At 60.0% G+C, this 15,738-nt stretch carries 15 protein-coding genes and 1 tRNA gene; 6 read left to right on the plus strand and 10 right to left on the minus strand.

Going from position 1 to position 15,738, the window contains the following annotated elements; all coding sequences use genetic code 11:
• Position 1: 1 nt before the first annotated feature.
• The 3 genes from pqqE to DXT59_RS18085 all read left to right on the plus strand — a co-directional run bounded on the left by pqqE (position 2) and on the right by DXT59_RS18085 (position 2,549).
• Positions 2–1,150, plus strand: a complete 1,149-nt coding sequence (pqqE, locus tag DXT59_RS18075) for a pyrroloquinoline quinone biosynthesis protein PqqE (RefSeq protein ID WP_116138236.1) — start codon at positions 2–4, stop codon at positions 1,148–1,150.
• A 404-nt stretch (positions 1,151–1,554) separates the two neighbouring features.
• On the plus strand, positions 1,555–2,154 hold the full coding sequence (locus DXT59_RS18080) for a hypothetical protein (protein WP_162878130.1): 600 nt from the start codon (positions 1,555–1,557) through the stop codon (positions 2,152–2,154).
• Positions 2,154–2,549 carry a DUF7079 family protein gene (locus DXT59_RS18085; protein ID WP_162878131.1) on the plus strand — a complete coding sequence of 132 codons (396 nt, stop codon included), beginning with the start codon at positions 2,154–2,156 and terminating at the stop codon, positions 2,547–2,549. The genes DXT59_RS18080 and DXT59_RS18085 overlap by 1 nt, the downstream gene beginning before the upstream one ends.
• 316 nt (positions 2,550–2,865) lie before the next feature.
• On the opposite strand, the gene DXT59_RS18090 is transcribed toward DXT59_RS18085, so the two are convergent.
• The 9 genes from DXT59_RS18090 to DXT59_RS18135 form a co-directional block, all read right to left on the minus strand.
• Positions 2,866–3,825 (minus strand): PD-(D/E)XK motif protein, encoded by a 960-nt coding sequence (locus DXT59_RS18090; RefSeq protein WP_240324565.1) that lies wholly within the window; start codon positions 3,823–3,825, stop codon positions 2,866–2,868.
• Complete coding sequence (locus DXT59_RS18095; protein WP_116138239.1) at positions 3,826–6,066, minus strand: Z1 domain-containing protein; 2,241 nt, start codon at positions 6,064–6,066, stop codon at positions 3,826–3,828.
• Positions 6,063–7,652 (minus strand): ATP-binding protein, encoded by a 1,590-nt coding sequence (locus DXT59_RS18100; RefSeq protein ID WP_240324566.1) that lies wholly within the window; start codon positions 7,650–7,652, stop codon positions 6,063–6,065. The genes DXT59_RS18095 and DXT59_RS18100 overlap by 4 nt, the downstream gene beginning before the upstream one ends.
• Positions 7,649–9,007: a DNA cytosine methyltransferase gene (locus DXT59_RS18105; protein WP_116138241.1), complete on the minus strand. Its 1,359-nt coding sequence runs from the start codon at positions 9,005–9,007 to the stop codon at positions 7,649–7,651. The genes DXT59_RS18100 and DXT59_RS18105 overlap by 4 nt, the downstream gene beginning before the upstream one ends.
• Positions 9,008–9,654: 647 nt before the next feature.
• A tRNA-Ala gene (locus DXT59_RS18115) sits at positions 9,655–9,730 on the minus strand.
• Positions 9,731–9,807: 77 nt separating this feature from the next.
• On the minus strand, positions 9,808–10,179 hold the full coding sequence (locus DXT59_RS18120) for a c-type cytochrome (protein WP_116138278.1): 372 nt from the start codon (positions 10,177–10,179) through the stop codon (positions 9,808–9,810).
• Positions 10,179–10,979 (minus strand): BON domain-containing protein, encoded by an 801-nt coding sequence (locus tag DXT59_RS18125; protein WP_116138242.1) that lies wholly within the window; start codon positions 10,977–10,979, stop codon positions 10,179–10,181. Before DXT59_RS18125 ends, DXT59_RS18120 begins: the two co-directional genes overlap by 1 nt.
• Positions 10,980–10,999: 20 nt before the next feature.
• On the minus strand, positions 11,000–11,587 hold the full coding sequence (locus DXT59_RS18130; RefSeq protein ID WP_116138243.1) for an SIS domain-containing protein: 588 nt from the start codon (positions 11,585–11,587) through the stop codon (positions 11,000–11,002).
• Positions 11,588–11,674: 87 nt separating this feature from the next.
• Complete coding sequence (locus DXT59_RS18135) at positions 11,675–12,115, minus strand: YraN family protein (protein WP_162878133.1); 441 nt, start codon at positions 12,113–12,115, stop codon at positions 11,675–11,677.
• 37 nt (positions 12,116–12,152) lie between these two features.
• Between DXT59_RS18135 and rsmI the strand changes: the two genes are divergently transcribed.
• Positions 12,153–13,034: a 16S rRNA (cytidine(1402)-2'-O)-methyltransferase gene (gene rsmI, locus DXT59_RS18140; RefSeq protein WP_116138245.1), complete on the plus strand. Its 882-nt coding sequence runs from the start codon at positions 12,153–12,155 to the stop codon at positions 13,032–13,034.
• A 165-nt stretch (positions 13,035–13,199) separates the two neighbouring features.
• On the opposite strand, the gene DXT59_RS18145 is transcribed toward rsmI, so the two are convergent.
• On the minus strand, positions 13,200–13,799 hold the full coding sequence (locus DXT59_RS18145) for a septal ring lytic transglycosylase RlpA family protein (RefSeq protein WP_116138246.1): 600 nt from the start codon (positions 13,797–13,799) through the stop codon (positions 13,200–13,202).
• Positions 13,800–14,436: 637 nt separating this feature from the next.
• Between DXT59_RS18145 and DXT59_RS18150 the strand changes: the two genes are divergently transcribed.
• Both DXT59_RS18150 and DXT59_RS18155 read left to right on the plus strand, forming a co-directional pair.
• The gene (locus DXT59_RS18150) at positions 14,437–15,081 is read left to right on the plus strand and encodes an MBL fold metallo-hydrolase (RefSeq protein ID WP_116138247.1); all 645 of its coding nucleotides are present in this window, start codon (positions 14,437–14,439) and stop codon (positions 15,079–15,081) included.
• The gene (locus DXT59_RS18155; protein WP_116138248.1) at positions 15,078–15,731 is read left to right on the plus strand and encodes a 3'-5' exonuclease family protein; all 654 of its coding nucleotides are present in this window, start codon (positions 15,078–15,080) and stop codon (positions 15,729–15,731) included. Before DXT59_RS18150 ends, DXT59_RS18155 begins: the two co-directional genes overlap by 4 nt.
• Positions 15,732–15,738 lie beyond the last annotated feature (7 nt).

Below are 15,738 nucleotides of genomic sequence, written 5' to 3' on the forward strand. Positions count from 1 at the left end.
GATGGATGCTCTGGCTCGGGAGTCTGCTTCGGGTTCAGGTGGTCGGTCGGCTTCGAGGTCGGGGTCGCCGCCGCTTTGGTTGCTTGCGGAACTGACGTACCGGTGTCCGCTGCATTGCGCGTTTTGTTATAACCCAGTGGATCTCGAGAAGCATGGGGCTGAGCTTGATACCGAGGATTGGCTTCGTGTGATCAGTGAGGCTAGAGCGTTAGGGGCTGTGCAGATCGGGTTTTCTGGTGGTGAGCCGCTCGTGCGGGATGATCTGGAAATGCTCGTGGCGCATGCGCGGGGGCTCGGGTTTTATACGAATCTGATTACGTCCGGCGTCGGGCTCACGGAGTCGCGGATCGCCGCGTTGAAGGTGGCTGGGTTAGACCATATTCAACTTTCGTTTCAAGACTCGTCGCGGGAGTTGAATGACTTTCTTTCGAGTACGAAGACGTTTGAGCTGAAGCGGAGGGTCGCGCAGTTGATCAAGGGGCACGGGTATCCGATGGTGCTCAACTGTGTGCTGCATCGGTTCAATCTGCCGCACGTTGGGCAGATCATCGAGATGGCGCTGGATATCGGGGCTGAATATCTGGAGCTGGCGAATACGCAGTACTACGGGTGGGCGTTGCTCAATCGCGAACAGTTGATGCCCACGCAACAGGCGTTGCGGGAGGCTGAGGATACGGTGAATCGGTATCGGGCGATGGTTGGGGACAGGTGCCGGATTTTGTTTGTCGTGCCGGATTATTTCGAGAGTCGGCCCAAGGCCTGTATGAATGGGTGGGGGTCGGTTTTTCTTGGCGTTGCGCCGGATGGGACGGCGTTGCCTTGTCATGCCGCGAAGACGATACCGGGGCTGGATCTGCCGAACGTGCGGGATGTTTCGCTTTCTCAGGTTTGGTATGAGAGTGGCGGGTTTAATGCGTTTCGTGGCGAGGATTGGATGCAGGAGCCCTGCCGGAGTTGTGACGAGCGCGGTAAGGATCACGGTGGGTGCAGGTGTCAGGCTTATGCGCTGACGGGGGATGCTAGGGCCGCGGATCCGGTTTGTTCGAAATCGCCGAAGCACGCGGAAGTGGAGAAGGTTGTGGCGTTTGCTCGGGATGCGGGGGGCAAGGGGGAGCGGCCGTTGGTTTTTCGGAGTATGCGGCGGGGGTAGATTCCGTCCGATTTTCGCCTGCGCCGTTCGGCCTGAGGCGAAGATCTGCTACGTTGGCGTACTTCGCGGCGCCCAGGCTGCGGAACGTAGCTATAATCCCGCAAAACGATGCGTCCGGTTGTCCACAGTGAGAGAGTGAACGCCGATCGCGCTTAACGCTGTGCAAATCGATCTTGCGTCTTCGAAAGGCCGCCTGATGGGCTGGCTGCCCGAATGCTAGCGTTAAGTCCGCACTAACGAATAAGATCAAAACAATGGCCGATACCAATACCGTCCCGGCGACATCCGACGAACGGCGAGCGTTCGAGGAAGCACTCAAGAGTCTCCAAGCGACGGCCTCCCAATTCGGGAGCGTATGCATTCACGATGCCCGAGCACGGCTCCAATACGCCCGCGATATTTCGATGGTCCCGACCGAACTACAGGCCGCTATCGACGAGGGGCGCATGTCCGTTCGTGAGGCAACCGCGCGCGCGGTGGAAATGCGAAACCAGATCATGGAACTGACTCGGCGCAAGAGCAGCCCGACGGCTCGCGCTTACGCGATGCGGCTAAAGCGCGAAGGTCGCAGCATCGCGGATCTTTCCGAGAAGTACGCGCGACGACTGTACAAAGACGATTTTTCTTCGCTATCGGAGCAGCGCCAGGCAAGTGTTTATAAGGAAATCATTCAGGCGGCTGGCAGGCCCGATGAAGCGGTAATGCGGCTAGCAGGCCAATTGGATCGGGTCGGCCGTCGGCTCTTGCTTGTGTCGCTTGCAGTCGCCGTCTATGAGGTTGCCGAGTCCGACGATAAGCCAAGGGAAGTCGTGCGCCAAGGCGCTTTGGCCGGCGCCGGTCTGGTCGGCGGCTGGGCTGCCGGCGGCGCTGCGGTTGCGATGGGTGTATGTGCGGCGACTGCACCGGTTTGCGTGGGAGCGATCGTGTTTGCTGGCGGGTTACTGGCAGCCTATGGCGCGGATGCCGGCTTGGATTCTCTATATCCCCGCGCCGTGAGTAAGTGATGGCCGCGACAGAACCGATGGGTGTCCAACGACGTGCGCCGGTGTGGGAGGCACTATCAGAGCTATTCGTTGGTCGAGAATTGCAGGAATACGACTACGCGGCCATTGCAGATACGTTGCGTCAGTCCGGCTATTCCATCGATGAGCTTGATCGCATACTTCGGGAAGAGGTGGCACCGGTGTTTGGAAAGAATCTCTCTCCGCTCGCCGTGCCCGAAATGGAAGGGTGGGCGCGGGAGACCGTCGTCGAAGATGTCCAAGCGTATCTTGCGCGTCAGGAAACGGGTTTGCTGCTTGTGTTAAAGCGGATCGTCCCGCGTAAGCCATTGGCGAAGGTGGCGAGCGACCGGTGGGAGCGGCTGTGCTTGAGGCTAAAGGGGCTCAGAGAACAATGATGCTATCTGCAACGCTAGTGGCTGTCGCATGAACAGGGTATTCGATCGCATCGCGCTAATGTGACCGCCATTGCATGCGCGCTCCGCGCATGGGCTTCTACCGGCATGCCGGGCAGTGGTCGGGCCCTTCATCATGACCGTCGTCATCGTTGAGCTCTTTCTGGAAAACGATCGGCTTCGCAAGCTGCTTGCGGCGAATGGTATTAGGGCGCGGCCGGTCGCGCCGGCAGTTGAGAGTTAATAGAAACCGAGCAGTATCATCTGTCGGCTCATGCACCGTAAAGCTCTTTTAGAGCCGCATGCACGATTCACGAACTCAAAAGATATTTGAAACAGGCACAGCGTGTTGGCTGCAGACAGCTGCAATCCGCGCCCTGAAGCGAACTTCCGACACGACTTGTGCATCGCCCGGAGCGATTGAAGGAGCCGGAATGTGTATAGCTGGCACCAGCATAATCGACGCTGTCGCAGCTGCCACATCGAAGGTCTGCCACTCGGTCGATTCTGCGTCATCGCCCAAGGTATCGATGACCAGTTGCCACAGCTTTGCTTGCCCCGCACCGGTGAGTTGCGGCGCGATGCGCCGGGCAAGGTCCAAGACTGACAATCCGTCTGCGCTGCTGCGAAGTACGACACTGGCTATGAAGTCATCTGGCCGGCCGGACCGAACCTGCCGCAGCGAGAATTCATGCTCTCGATTCGTGCTTGCCGTCGATTTAACGTCAATCCGGAAAGCATCGGTGGAGAAATCGAAATCGTCGGTCGGCACAACATGCCACGCGTCCACCATCGTTTGCGGTGACGATGAGGCATTGATAAGAAGCAGTTCTCCCCAAAGCCCCGTCATGGATGCGCGAGATGGGACCTCCATTTTCCGGAACAACTCCATCAATGCCTCGATGGCCTCGTCGACCGCCGAGTCGTCGAGCGGACCTGGCAGAGCATTCGCTGTTGCGGCAAGGAGTTCGACAAAGTAGCCATGTAACGAGGCACTGCTCGCATCACACCCGATCTTGCAAAACCATTCGCTCGACGACTGCCCTGTCTCAGTTGCGGTCACTTCATAACGAGAATCGAATTGGATGCTGACGTGCTTAAGCTTAATAGGCGCTCTGGGCGAGCGCCTTCGCGCCGTCGCCAGCAAAAGAATCGGTTCGTCGCGCTCGCCTTTCAGCAGGAGATGCCGACGTCCAACACCGCACCGGATTGTCCCCGATGCCTCGCCCTCGTTCGATTTTTTAAGCGCCTGAAACTGCTGCCACACTGAAACCTGCACTTACACGCCCTCCGTCTGTATCAGCAGCCGCTTCTTGAGCGATTCGGGCACGTGCATGGCGAACCATGGTACGTCCTGCTCTTCCGGCGCCTTCGTAGTCGCGTTCAGCAGATTGAAAGCGCGGAGATGCAGAGAAACCCGGCTTGCCGACGCGAAGTCTCGGTCACCGCCATACAGCAACTTAGAGCGGTCCGTCGTGTCAGGATTCTTGCCTTGGAAAACTTGGTTAATCGCGCCAGCCTTCTTACTACGATTTTGCGCCGACAGTTCGCCGATGATGAAGATATCGGCGTGCGTCTGCCCGTCCTTGATGAGCTGTCGCAATGCGAGAACGCAGCCAACCCTCAGCACGGCGTCATCGCCGTCGCCCATTCGCAGCCGCTCAAGTAGGCCGTCGATGACGGCCTCAAGCGGCACATTCTCGAACAGGATGTTCTTCTTGCCCGAGCGCTTGTCGATGTAGCGGTCGGGGTCTGCATCGTTGGCCGGCATTCCGCTGGCGAGCCCCCCCAACTGGGCGATGAACTGCCCGAAGACTTGACGATTGTCCTCGACACACTGCGGGTCCACAAACGCCGCTTTCGGATGAACCCAGTTGGACGCGACAACCTCATCCAAAGGAATGCCAATGACATTTCTCCGGGTCGGATTCATAGCGCGGTCGAGCGTGAACTGTCGATTCCACTGGCTCAGCGGCTGGCCCCGGGTCTTTCGCAGGCTTTCGTGTATCGCCTCTTCGTGCTCGACGTAGTTACGAAAAGCGTCCCTAACCTCTCGCCGCAGATATACCCGGCAGTACCCGATGTATTTCTGTTTATAGCCGTAGAACCGCGCACGCTGTTGAAGATTGTCTGCATTGCCGGTGCCAATCGGACGGGGCATGTAGGTCACAGTAAGACCCTCGACAGTGAAGCCCCGGTCGAGCTTTGCGCCGCCGACCAAAATCCAATATTCGCACCCGGACCAGTCCACTGGCTCGGACCCCGGTCCAGTTGAGTTTACTTCCCGATAGTTGACCGCCTTCAACACGTACGGCATATGGTCCACGAGTTCCTCCAAGGAGGGAAGCGCGTTGCCAACGGTTTCGGCAAGGTCAGTGTGTGCCTTGCGAAAATCCTCGAAGAAGTCGTCTTTCAATGCATCGTTGCCTGCCATGGAGCGCCAGGCATCCATGAGGTCAGTAATCCAGACCTGGTAGTCGCTGTGAAACACCGTTTGCTGCGACGGGTGAATCATCATCGTCCGGTGGGCGACCTTCCCCGATGCTTCGACCGCACACGCGCCCAGCAGAAAAATCCGAAGCGCATCGACGAGTGTCTTTGGCGGTCCGTCAGGCGACGTGGCGAGCGAAGCATCCGCTTCGACGTCAGGGATTGCCCGCGAATATTTCGCGAGCGGTGCGAAGAGGACTTTGCCCCCGACGTAACCGTCGCCCGGGCTTAACAACTCCGCGAAGCTCGGCGATAGCGCATCCGAAAGCCCGACAAGCAGCGGCGCCTGGGGCGTCGCTGTGTATTGAACGTAGGTGTGGTGCGGCAGGAGCGCCTTCAGTGCCGTAACTTCGCTGTAGTTCGAACTCTTCTTATTGCTTCCGGTACGCCTGTTCGCGTAAGCGAAGTTATTCAAGCTGGCTTGGTCTGCCTCATCGTCGATGACTAGGGTCGGTACTGCGCTTAAGTCGAGGCCCTTCAGGCATTCCCGAAGATTCCCCATGCGCTTATGATTCTTCAGCACGACAACCATCACCGTGCGTTTCTTCAATGGCGACAGGGTCGGGTCGCTCCACTTCGTAAGATGCTGCCGCAACTGGGTCTCGGACGCTTTGCCAGGCGTTGGCCTATCAATAAGTACCCACGGCCGGGCGAGCCCTCCGGCAAGATTCAGGTCCGCGGTGAGGCGCGTGAGCGTCTGCTTCAGCAGGTTATCGAGCACGCCCGCGATCAGCACGACCATTCCGTAGCCGTTATCACGAGCGAGCGCGGCCAACGTCGTGAACGACAAAGTCTTGCCACTCTGAACATAGCCGACCGCGAGGCCAGTCGCACCCTCGGGCCCTTCGTCGGGGTCCACGCAACGCCCGAGGATTTGCTGAGCCTCGAAAACCACACGCTGCAGTGCCTCTGGTGGGATTTGGTCGTTTGCCTGCTTGCGTTTAACGAAGTCATCGGTCTCAGTGCCAACCGTCGGCTCCCACAGCAGCGGCGGGCGCACGTCTTTCAACTCTTTAACGACAATGCTCATTCGTGGTCCCCTGTGAGCGATTCGCGCAAAAGCCGGTTCATCCAGTTCACCATTGGCGCAGACGGATAGCCTCCCCGATTGGCCTTTACCGCCGCTAAGGCAACGGCCACCGCGATTCGAAGGAAAAGCTCGGCGTTTTCGTTCTTAGGGCCGATAAACTGCTGCACAAACGGGTGGGCCATCGACACGTCAATTGCAACATCGTTGACCGGCAACTGCCCCAGTTGGGAACGCTCGGTTTTCCCCACCTTGAGCCAATCCGTAACGGACGGGTCAACCAACGTTCGCACGGCGACATTCCACACGGCACCGTCGACCAGGACTGAGAATGCTTTTTCTGTTGCGATGAGAGGAGCCGCCGCGTCGTCCGCGAAACCCGTACCCTGTGTGCCGTTCCCGCCTGACTGCTCCTCGGAATCAGAGTTGCCGGAAAGCGCTGGCCCGCCACGCTGCTCCATATCGAGCGCCAATGACCGCGATGCTGCGTTGAGCAGAGGCTGCAGTGCCGTCTTGGAGGGACGGGCGCGATACTGCTCGGCTTGCCTCAAGAGATTCAGCGGCTCAGCTTCCAGATGGTCTCGCAGCCTGTCAAGGAACTCCTCCTCATACTCGTCCCAGCTGAATCCGTCCTTTGTGTGGCTGACCTCGAAACCCTCAACGTGGAGTTCTCCAAAAAGCCGCTGATAGCGATAGCTATTTGTATTCCCGAAGACTTCGTGCGGCCTGTAGGTCTCATCATCGCTGCCCACTATCAATCGATTTCGACGAAACAGCGCGAAGCCGGCATATGATGTGGATGCTTCACGGCGCAGCGCTGCAAAGCCCCATACGCTCCGGCCACCCGGCAACTCGAAGTTGATGTCCTTTCGCCACTGCATAGGCAGCGAGTTAGGGGCGTTGTGCGGGGGTGCTACGAGGCTCTCCGGCTCTTCATACGTCAAACGCGCGTTGTCGTCGCCGAAGTAAAGTTCGACTTCCCCCGTACGAATGTAGACCCGATAGATGCTGGCGAGATGGTCCCGCAACTTCTTTTGTGTTTTTGTCTGAGGGAATTTCTTGCCCAGATTTTCGAGGCGGACCACGGTGTAGTGAGATGAGGTATTCGCCGTCGTCTCTTGGACGTTCAAGTCATTGAGATTTCCTTCGAGAATGTCGTGAATGTCGAATCGGACCGTTCGCTCCACTGGCTCACCAAGAGCTTTCGTCCGGACGCTCCACGTATTCGTGAACCAGCAAGCGGCGGTCTTCATGCCCATGCCGAATTCGGACAGTCCGCTGCGGTCCGGCGGCACTTCGGCGGGGCGGAAGGCGCGCGGGAAGTCGCGGCCGAGAATCCCCGCAGCGTTGTCAGCAATTTCGATGAGTCGACTCGCGGCATCCAACCGGATGACAACCTTAAGGACGAAGTTGTCTCCATGCAGGCGCTGCAACTGCTGCCGGTTTGCGAAATAGCTTTGAACGCTGTTGTCGACGAACTCAGCTACGGCGAACCAGGCTTTATAGTTGAGTCTCGACAGTACCGAGAGCATCGACACCTTCGGACGAATGCCGACCTTCCTCACATGCTCATAGCTCTCATCAGTCACGCCGGTATCTCCGCTAGGCGGCGGTCCGCACGGCTACCACGAGCTATGGGCAGATTCGCACGCCTGGTGCCGTTCAATAGCGCCTCTGCGACAAACTCGACCACTCTGGAATTTACGGCGTTCCCCAATGCGTGGAAAGCTTTGGTGGGGGTAGCCGGTAACTGCTCCAGCCCCTCCAGGCTCTGAAGTCGCGCGCACTCCTTTGGCGTCATGTACCGCTGCTCCCAGCCGATAATGGGCACTTGGGTGTCTGTCATTGCAATCAGGCTGGGGGCCGTGGTCCGACGCTTTACCCGAACACCTGATGCTCTGAATTGCAATACGTAATCCCAAATGTTTCGTTCCCCACCCTTCACGTTCCATTCGAGCTTCTGCAGGCTAGAAGGGAATTTTAAAATCTTCGGGAGCCAAGGGTTAATCCACTCCCTGTTATCGGCGTAAAACTTGCGGTTTTGCCTAATAAAGTCCCGCTTCCACTTGGGAAACTGCATCTGCTCCGTCCGGGCATGGCTGGGCAACGCTGACCAGCGGTCGTCGACAGACTCCCAGTCACCCAACCGAACTCCATGCGACCCGCGCATATCGAACAGACCGCGCTTTCCCTTCTCTACAAGCGCGGCATACGGCGTTGACTCTTCGAAGGGATAACTTGCTCCCCATTCCATCGACCATAGCGGAAACGATGGCAGTTCCACTTTCAGCGGACTACGAACCAAGAAGTCATTCCAGACCTCAAGGCACTCGGTGACCTGCGCGGACAAGCGCCTCGCGTCGTGTGGATTTTCGTCCAGGATGGTTTCGATAGACGTCGTCCCGGCAACCCTTTCGGGCCACTCGAAGCTAGTCAGCGGCTCCCTCGAGCCTACGATGTAGACTCGCTCTCGAATCTGGGGAATCCCGAAATTGTGCGGCGACAATTTTTCGGCCTTGATGTGGTAGCCTAAGCCATCAAGCCCTAGTTTTTCCTGAATCTGTTCCCATGTCCGGCCGCCATCATGTTTCAGCAGGTTCGGGACATTTTCCAGAATAAAAAACCGAGGCATTTTCTCTTTCAAGATGGCCTCGACGTTGAAAAACAGATTGCCCTGCTTCGTACATTCGAAGCCGAGTTGGTCGCCCGCTTTCGAAAACGGCTGACATGGGAACCCCGCGGTCAGCACGTCATGCTTCGGGACGTCCTTCGGTGATATCTGTGTTATGTCACCTGCTGGTCTTAGCCCGAAATTGACCTCATACAGGTCACGAAGGTGCTCCTGCCACTCGGCTGCGAAGACACAGGTTCCGCCTAGGCGCTCAAGCGCCAGGTGAAAGCCGCCGAGCCCTGCGAACAAGTCGACGAAACGGAAAGACTTCATTTGCGCCCAACAGCGTTGAGATTAGTTTTCATTGGCTACGGCCCATCGCTTCGCACGCAGGCGCCGCGCGCGCGCTATTGTGCCACCATAGTGTATGTTTCGCTTGGAGTTTGCTTACACGGACGCGCCCATCGATACTGTATATTCATACACATTCGATTGTACAGCCCCGCGTAGAGTGAGGCGAACCACTGCGCGACATCTCGGCATTTGACGGGGAAAGTAAAGAGCATGGCCGGCGCGCATCGTCTTCCACGTACGTAGAGCGGAAGCTTCTTGGATCGACCCCTTTCTTTCTCGAGGCGATCCCGAGTTCGTAGCGACCGACGAGCGCTTCGATAAGCGTCGTCGACTCAACCTCTGCTCGGCTGACGAAGACACTGCGGTCGATCTCGGACTCGATCTGCCGAGCCCAGGCCTCGGCTTCCGCTCGCTTGTTGAACGTTTTGATTTGGACAGGGTAGCCCTTGCGTCGAACACGGGCCTGCCACTGACGGTGCCCTCGACGACTGGCGATAGATGCCATCTACCGCTCCTCTGATGTTATGCCCACGGTTCCGGCAGCCCGAGTGGCACAAACTTGGCGCAATAAATCGAATCTACAAAATGAAAAGGGCCTAGCCCATCGGCCAAGCCCTTGAATCCATTGGTGGAGCGGAGGAGGATCGAACTCCCGACCTTCGCATTGCGAACGCGACGCTCTCCCAGCTGAGCTACCGCCCCAACGAAGCTGCAATTCTGTCACGGGAATCTAGGGTTTGACAAGCCCCTATCCTCATGAAAATCCCTAACGGTTGCGGCTACTTAGCGGCGCTTGTGGTTGCGGCGCCGGCGAGCACCCAGGCGACGACGGTATGAATATCGGCATCGCTCATCCTGGGGTGGGAGGGCATGGGAATGACGCCCCAGACTCCGGACCCACCGTCTTTGACCTTCTTTTCCAGCCGGGCTTGCGCCTGGCCATCGCCTTTGTACTTACTGGCGATGTCCCGAAACCCGGGCCCGACGAGTTTCCGATCGACGGCATGGCATCCTAAGCAGGCATTCTGCTTAGCGATTTCGAACCCGGCGGGCGAAGACGAAGCAGCCAAGACGCTACTCGACCACCCACCAGCACCAACAACCCCCGCAGCAAAAACAACCGCCGCCACACCCCGCCGCCAAGCCGTCATCACTTCACCTGCCCGCTACTACCGGGATGCACCTGCGTCGAATTACTGACAGGCGCGGGCGTCTGCGAATCCAGCGGCTTCTCAGTAACCCCACCGCCGACAGGCACCGCCCCAACCGTAGCCTGAGCATCCGCCGACTGCGCCGAACTCGGCGCGCTAGCCGCCTGCGACGCCGTCGCCGAAACAGCCTGCGCCTGCTCCGGCTGCACGTACTGGAACACTTTCACGACACTCTTCACGCCGGGAACATTCGCCGCGACAGCCGCCCCGAGGTTCCCCTCATGCTCCGTCACGAGCCCCATCAAATAAATATTCCCAGCCTCACCAACGACCTTGAAGTCATTCGCCGAAATCCCCTTCTCGGCAATAAGCATCGTCTTAACACGCGTAACGAGATAAGAGTCATTAGCCCGATCCGAAAACTCCGTCATCGGCCCGACCTTCAACTCGTTGATGATCGCCTCGACATCGCCCACACCGCGAGTGATTTGCTCCGCCTGCTGCTTGGCCGCATCGGTCGGCACCTCGCCCGTCAACAGCGCCCGCCGGTTAAACACCGTCACATCCACATGCGACGTATTCCCAAGCTGGTTGGCAATCTGCGAGTACGCCTTCACTTGGATTTCGCGGTCGGCCGTTTGCGTGCCGAGCGTGCGTCGATCGGTCGCCATCAGCGCACCGCCGCCCGCCGCGCCGGCCACCGCCAGCACACACCCTTGCAACGACGTGATCAATGCTGCCGCGGTCGCCGCCGCCAGCGTGCTTCGCACAAGCGTCTTCATGACGCGATTTGCCCTCATCAACGAACTCCCCTTCGAAGTCAATCTTCCCCGAGCAACATGGCATCGATGCCGTCGCACAAGCAGTGAATGGCCAACAAGTGCACTTCATGAACGCGCGCCGCCCGCTGCGACGGCACGCAAATCTGGATATCGGTATCAACGAGCGCTTCGCCCACCTTGCCGCCGCCGTTCCCCGTCAGCGCAATCACGAACATCTCGCGTTCATGCGCCTCGCCGATAACTTCGAGCAAGTTGGCCGCATCGCCCGTCGAGGCGATCACGATCAACACATCGCCGGCGTGCCCCAACGCGCGAAGCTGCTTGGCGTAGACGGAATCAAACCCGCCGCCCGCACTCAGCGCCGTCAGCACCGTGGAATCGGCCGTCAGCGCGATCGCGGGCAAGCTCGGCCGCTCGCGCTCGAACCCGGCCGTAAGCTGGGCCGCAAGGCGCTGCGCGTCGGCCGCGCTCGCACCGTTGCCGCACGTGAAGATACGGTTGCCGTTCGCAAGCGCGCCGAACATCGTATCGATGGCCGCCGCGATCGGCATGGAAAGGGCATCGAGCGCCTCGAGTTTCAATGCCGCGCTTTCGCGAAAATGCTGTTGAATTCGTTCGACTGACATCGTTTCCCTGCTCTACCGGCCCCGCCTATCCGCGGCCGTTTCGTCAGCGCGCAAGTTTAACGCACTCCCCCGTCCCATCCGTACGTTTCAGCCATCGTCCTCTCTAAAAGCATCGCGCAGCCAAATCAGCCGCCGCCCCTCGAATACCACGGCGTCGAACCGGCACGGCCCCACGGCGGAGCCCCTCACCGACAAAAAGTACCGCGCGGCAAACAAAATCCGCTGCCGCTTATGCAAGCCGATACTCGCTGCCGCGCCGCCGTAACGGCTGCCGGCTCGCGCACGCACTTCCACGAAAACCAGCACGCCGTCGGCATCGCGCATCACCAGATCGATCTCTCCGCCACGGCACGTCACGTTGCGCGCGACGAGTCGCATGCGTTGCCGACGCAAAAACGCCAAGGCCTGCTCTTCGAACGCGGCCCCAACGCGTTTCGACTCGCGCCGTCCGGAAAAGTTGTCCACCGGTCGACTACCCCGCGTTGGCCGCGCTGCCCCAGCCGTCGCATCACGCCGCGCGTGGCACAATGACGGCCTTCCCTCGCTCGTTCGCGTCTCTCGCTTCATGTCCAACCTCCTCGATCTCGCGCAGCGGCAGCAGTACCCGTCCGCCACGCTGTATGTCATTGCGACGCCGGTCGGCAATGCCGCCGATATCACCTTGCGCGCGCTGCACGTGCTCGGCCTCGTCGATCGGATCGCGGCGGAGGACACGCGCAACACGGGCCAACTACTCGCGCTGTACGGCATCTCCAAGCCCCTCGTCGCCGTGCACGAGCACAACGAACGAGAAGCGGCCGAACGGATCGTCGATTGCCTGCGCGCCGGTGAACGCGTCGCCTACGTGTCCGATGCGGGCACGCCCGGCATATCGGACCCCGGCGCCAAACTCGTCGACGCCGTGCGCCATGCAGGCTTGGCCGTCGTTCCGCTACCCGGCGCGAGCGCCGTCACGACGGCCATTTCCGCTGCCGGCGATTTCGTCGGCGAATTCTCGTTCCTCGGTTTCTTGCCGACCAAAGTCAAGCAGCGCGCGGCCCACTTGCAAACGCTAGTCGCGCACCCATTCGCGATGGTCTTTTACGAGGCGCCGCATCGAATCGTCGAAACCGTGCAAGCACTCGCCGACACACTCGGCGGCGAGCGCCAGTTGCTGATCGCACGCGAACTGACGAAGCTACATGAGGCGATTCATCGTTGCACCCTGGCCGAAGGGCCAACGTGGCTCGCGGCGGATCCGAATCGGCAACGCGGGGAGTTCGTACTGGTCGTGCAAGGCGCGCCCCGCGAGGCGCAGCAAGACGAAGCGGCGCACGACGCGCTACTGGCGATGTTGCTCGAGGAAGTGTCTGTCAGTGCCGCCGCCCGGCTTGCCGCCGCTATCACCGGCGCATCTCGCAATACGCTCTATACAAGAGCGCTGGAGTTATCGAAGCGGGAAAGTTAAACCAGAGAGAGCAGGCTCGCGAGGACGAGAGACCGGATAGAGTCTCATCGATCCACAGTAGTTAGCACTCCTGAATATCCTCACCGATACGAAAACGGCGCCCTGGGAGGCGCCGTTCATGGCCGGATCGCTGTGATCCGGCTCAGCCGCTAAGCCAAGCTCGGCTCAGTTGCCGTCATCCTTCGACGTGGCATTGTTGCTCGCCAGCATTTCCGCGCGCTCGGCACGCGCTTGTTCCTGCGTCAATCCTTCGATCTGCACGCGCGCGGTACCCGCATGCTGCAAGCCGAGCAGCTTCGCGGCCGCGTACGACAAATCGATCACCCGCCCGCGCACATAAGGACCGCGGTCGTTGATCTTCACGACGACGGCCTTGTTGTTCGACATATTCGTCACGCGCACATACGAGGCGAGCGGCAACGTCTTGTGCGCGGCCGTCAGCGCGTGCATGTTGTACCGCTCGCCGCTGGCCGTGCGACGGCCGGCAAAGCGGCCGCCGTACCACGATGCGCGGCCGACCTGCTTGAAATCGGACACGTCGGGCGTGCCGTCGTCGAGCGGCTTGGCATCCGCCAGCGACTTGGACTTGTCGCCGGCGCCAGGCAGCGCGGAACCGGCACCGAACGCGACCGGCGCGTTCGCGCCCTGGGCGACGGCGGGAACGCGCGTTGCGCTCCCGGTTTGCGTAGTCGGCTGCATCGCGCAACCCGTGAAGGCGCCGAAGACAAAAAGGAACCCCAGCGATCGACGAAATCGATGTTTCATATGACGTTTTGCCAATCTGTCGAGCCGATGCAACAAACGTTTCGCTGCGCATGCGGCTCGGGCGATCGAGTGCAAGACGCCACCTGTGCTCAAAGCACGGGTCGCAATAAGGCACTCGGCTGCGGCCGGATACGACCGCGTTCAGCCCGGTTGGTATTCACGTCTGGCGCGGCTGTCCCCTTCAGCTTGACCAGACCCCACACGCCGCCATCGAACATGGCAACCACGTTCTTGCGCGCCCAAGGGCACGAGGAACGGCGGCGTAGGCCTGCCCAACGCAACGGCCGGAGGCCGTATCAGGCGCGCGGCGCCTGGCTGGGCAAGACGTGTGCATCGAACTTCGTCGACACAGATGTGAAGCCGCGTACACCGCAGCTTCGGACTTCAATTGACTGCGATCGGCAGGCGTAAGTTCAACGCAAGGGCCAGATCGCCGGTAGAGCTGCGCGAGCTCACCTCGCGCGAAAGCAGAGGCATTATAGCAGAAAGATCGAGCAATCCAGCCCGGCCCTCTCCTTCGCCGATTGATTCTGCCTATGACTGCAACAATGCGCATCGCGTACTAGCCATCAGGCCAAGCAACGCCGGGCTCGGGCGGCTGGTACCATCTTCCTTTTTGCCGTCCGGGCTCGTCGCCATGAAGGTCTTCCTCATCCCCGTCACGCCGTTCCAGCAGAACTGCTCGCTCATCATCTGCGAGGCTACCCAGCGGGCGGCCATCGTCGACCCAGGCGGCGATCTCGAAGTGATCGAGCGCGCCGTGGCGGAAAACGGCGCAACGGTCGAAAAAATCCTCCTCACGCACGGCCACGTCGATCACTGCGCCGGCGCCAAAACGCTCGCCACCCGCTACGGCGTACCGATCGAGGGTCCGCAGCGCGACGAGCGATTCTGGATCGAGCAACTGCCCGATCAAAGCGTGCGCTTCGGTTTCCCGGCGGCACAAGCGTTCGAGCCCGACCGCTGGCTCGACGACGGCGACACGGTCCAATTCGGCGAGGAAACAATGGATGTCTATCACTGCCCCGGTCATACGCCGGGCCACGTCGTCTTTGTCAGCGACAAGCATCGGATCGCGTTCGTGGGCGACGTCTTGTTCGCGGGCTCGATCGGGCGCACCGATTTCCCGCGCGGCAACCACGGCGATCTGATTCGCTCGATTCGCACGAAGCTCTGGCCGCTCGGAGACGACATCACGTTCGTCCCCGGCCACGGCCCCACCTCGACGTTCGGCGAGGAGCGGCGCACGAATCCGTACGTTGCGGATGGAGTCAGCGCGTGAGCTCGGAAATCTACGTCAGCACGGATATCGAGGCCGACGGCCCGATTCCCGGTCCCCATTCGATGCTGAGCTTCGCGTCGGCTGCCTATACCGAGGACAAGCAGTTGATCGCGACGTTCTCGGCCAATCTCGAAACGCTGCCCGGCGCCCAAGCGCACCCGGTCCAAGAAGCCTGGTGGAAAACGCAGCCCGAAGCATGGGCCGCCTGCCGCTCGGACCTGCGGCGCCCCGAGGAAGCACTCGTCGCCTACGTCGAGTGGGTCGAGGCACTGCCGGGCAAGCCCGTCTTCGTCGGCATGCCGGCGGGCTTCGATTTCTCTTTCATGTTCTGGTACATGATGCGCTTCACGGGGCGTTGTCCGTTCTCGTGGTCGGCCCTCGACATCAAAACGCTCGCCTTTGCGATGACGGGTCTGCCCTATCGCAAATGCATCAAGCCGCGCATGCCGAAGCACTGGTTCGACGACCATCCGCATACCCATGTCGCGCTCGACGACGCGATCGAGCAAGGCGCTCTTTTTTGTAACATGCTCAAAGACTTACGCGTGCTTCAGCAAGCGTCGGCCGCGGTGGCCGAATCGAAAACGCGCGATGCCGAAGTGGCCGCCAAGGGCTTAGGTCAAAACGACGCTGAGAGCCCGCCAAATTAGGGAAAAT

It is taken from the genome of Trinickia diaoshuihuensis, from assembly GCF_003390925.1.
Classification (GTDB): domain Bacteria; phylum Pseudomonadota; class Gammaproteobacteria; order Burkholderiales; family Burkholderiaceae; genus Trinickia; species Trinickia diaoshuihuensis.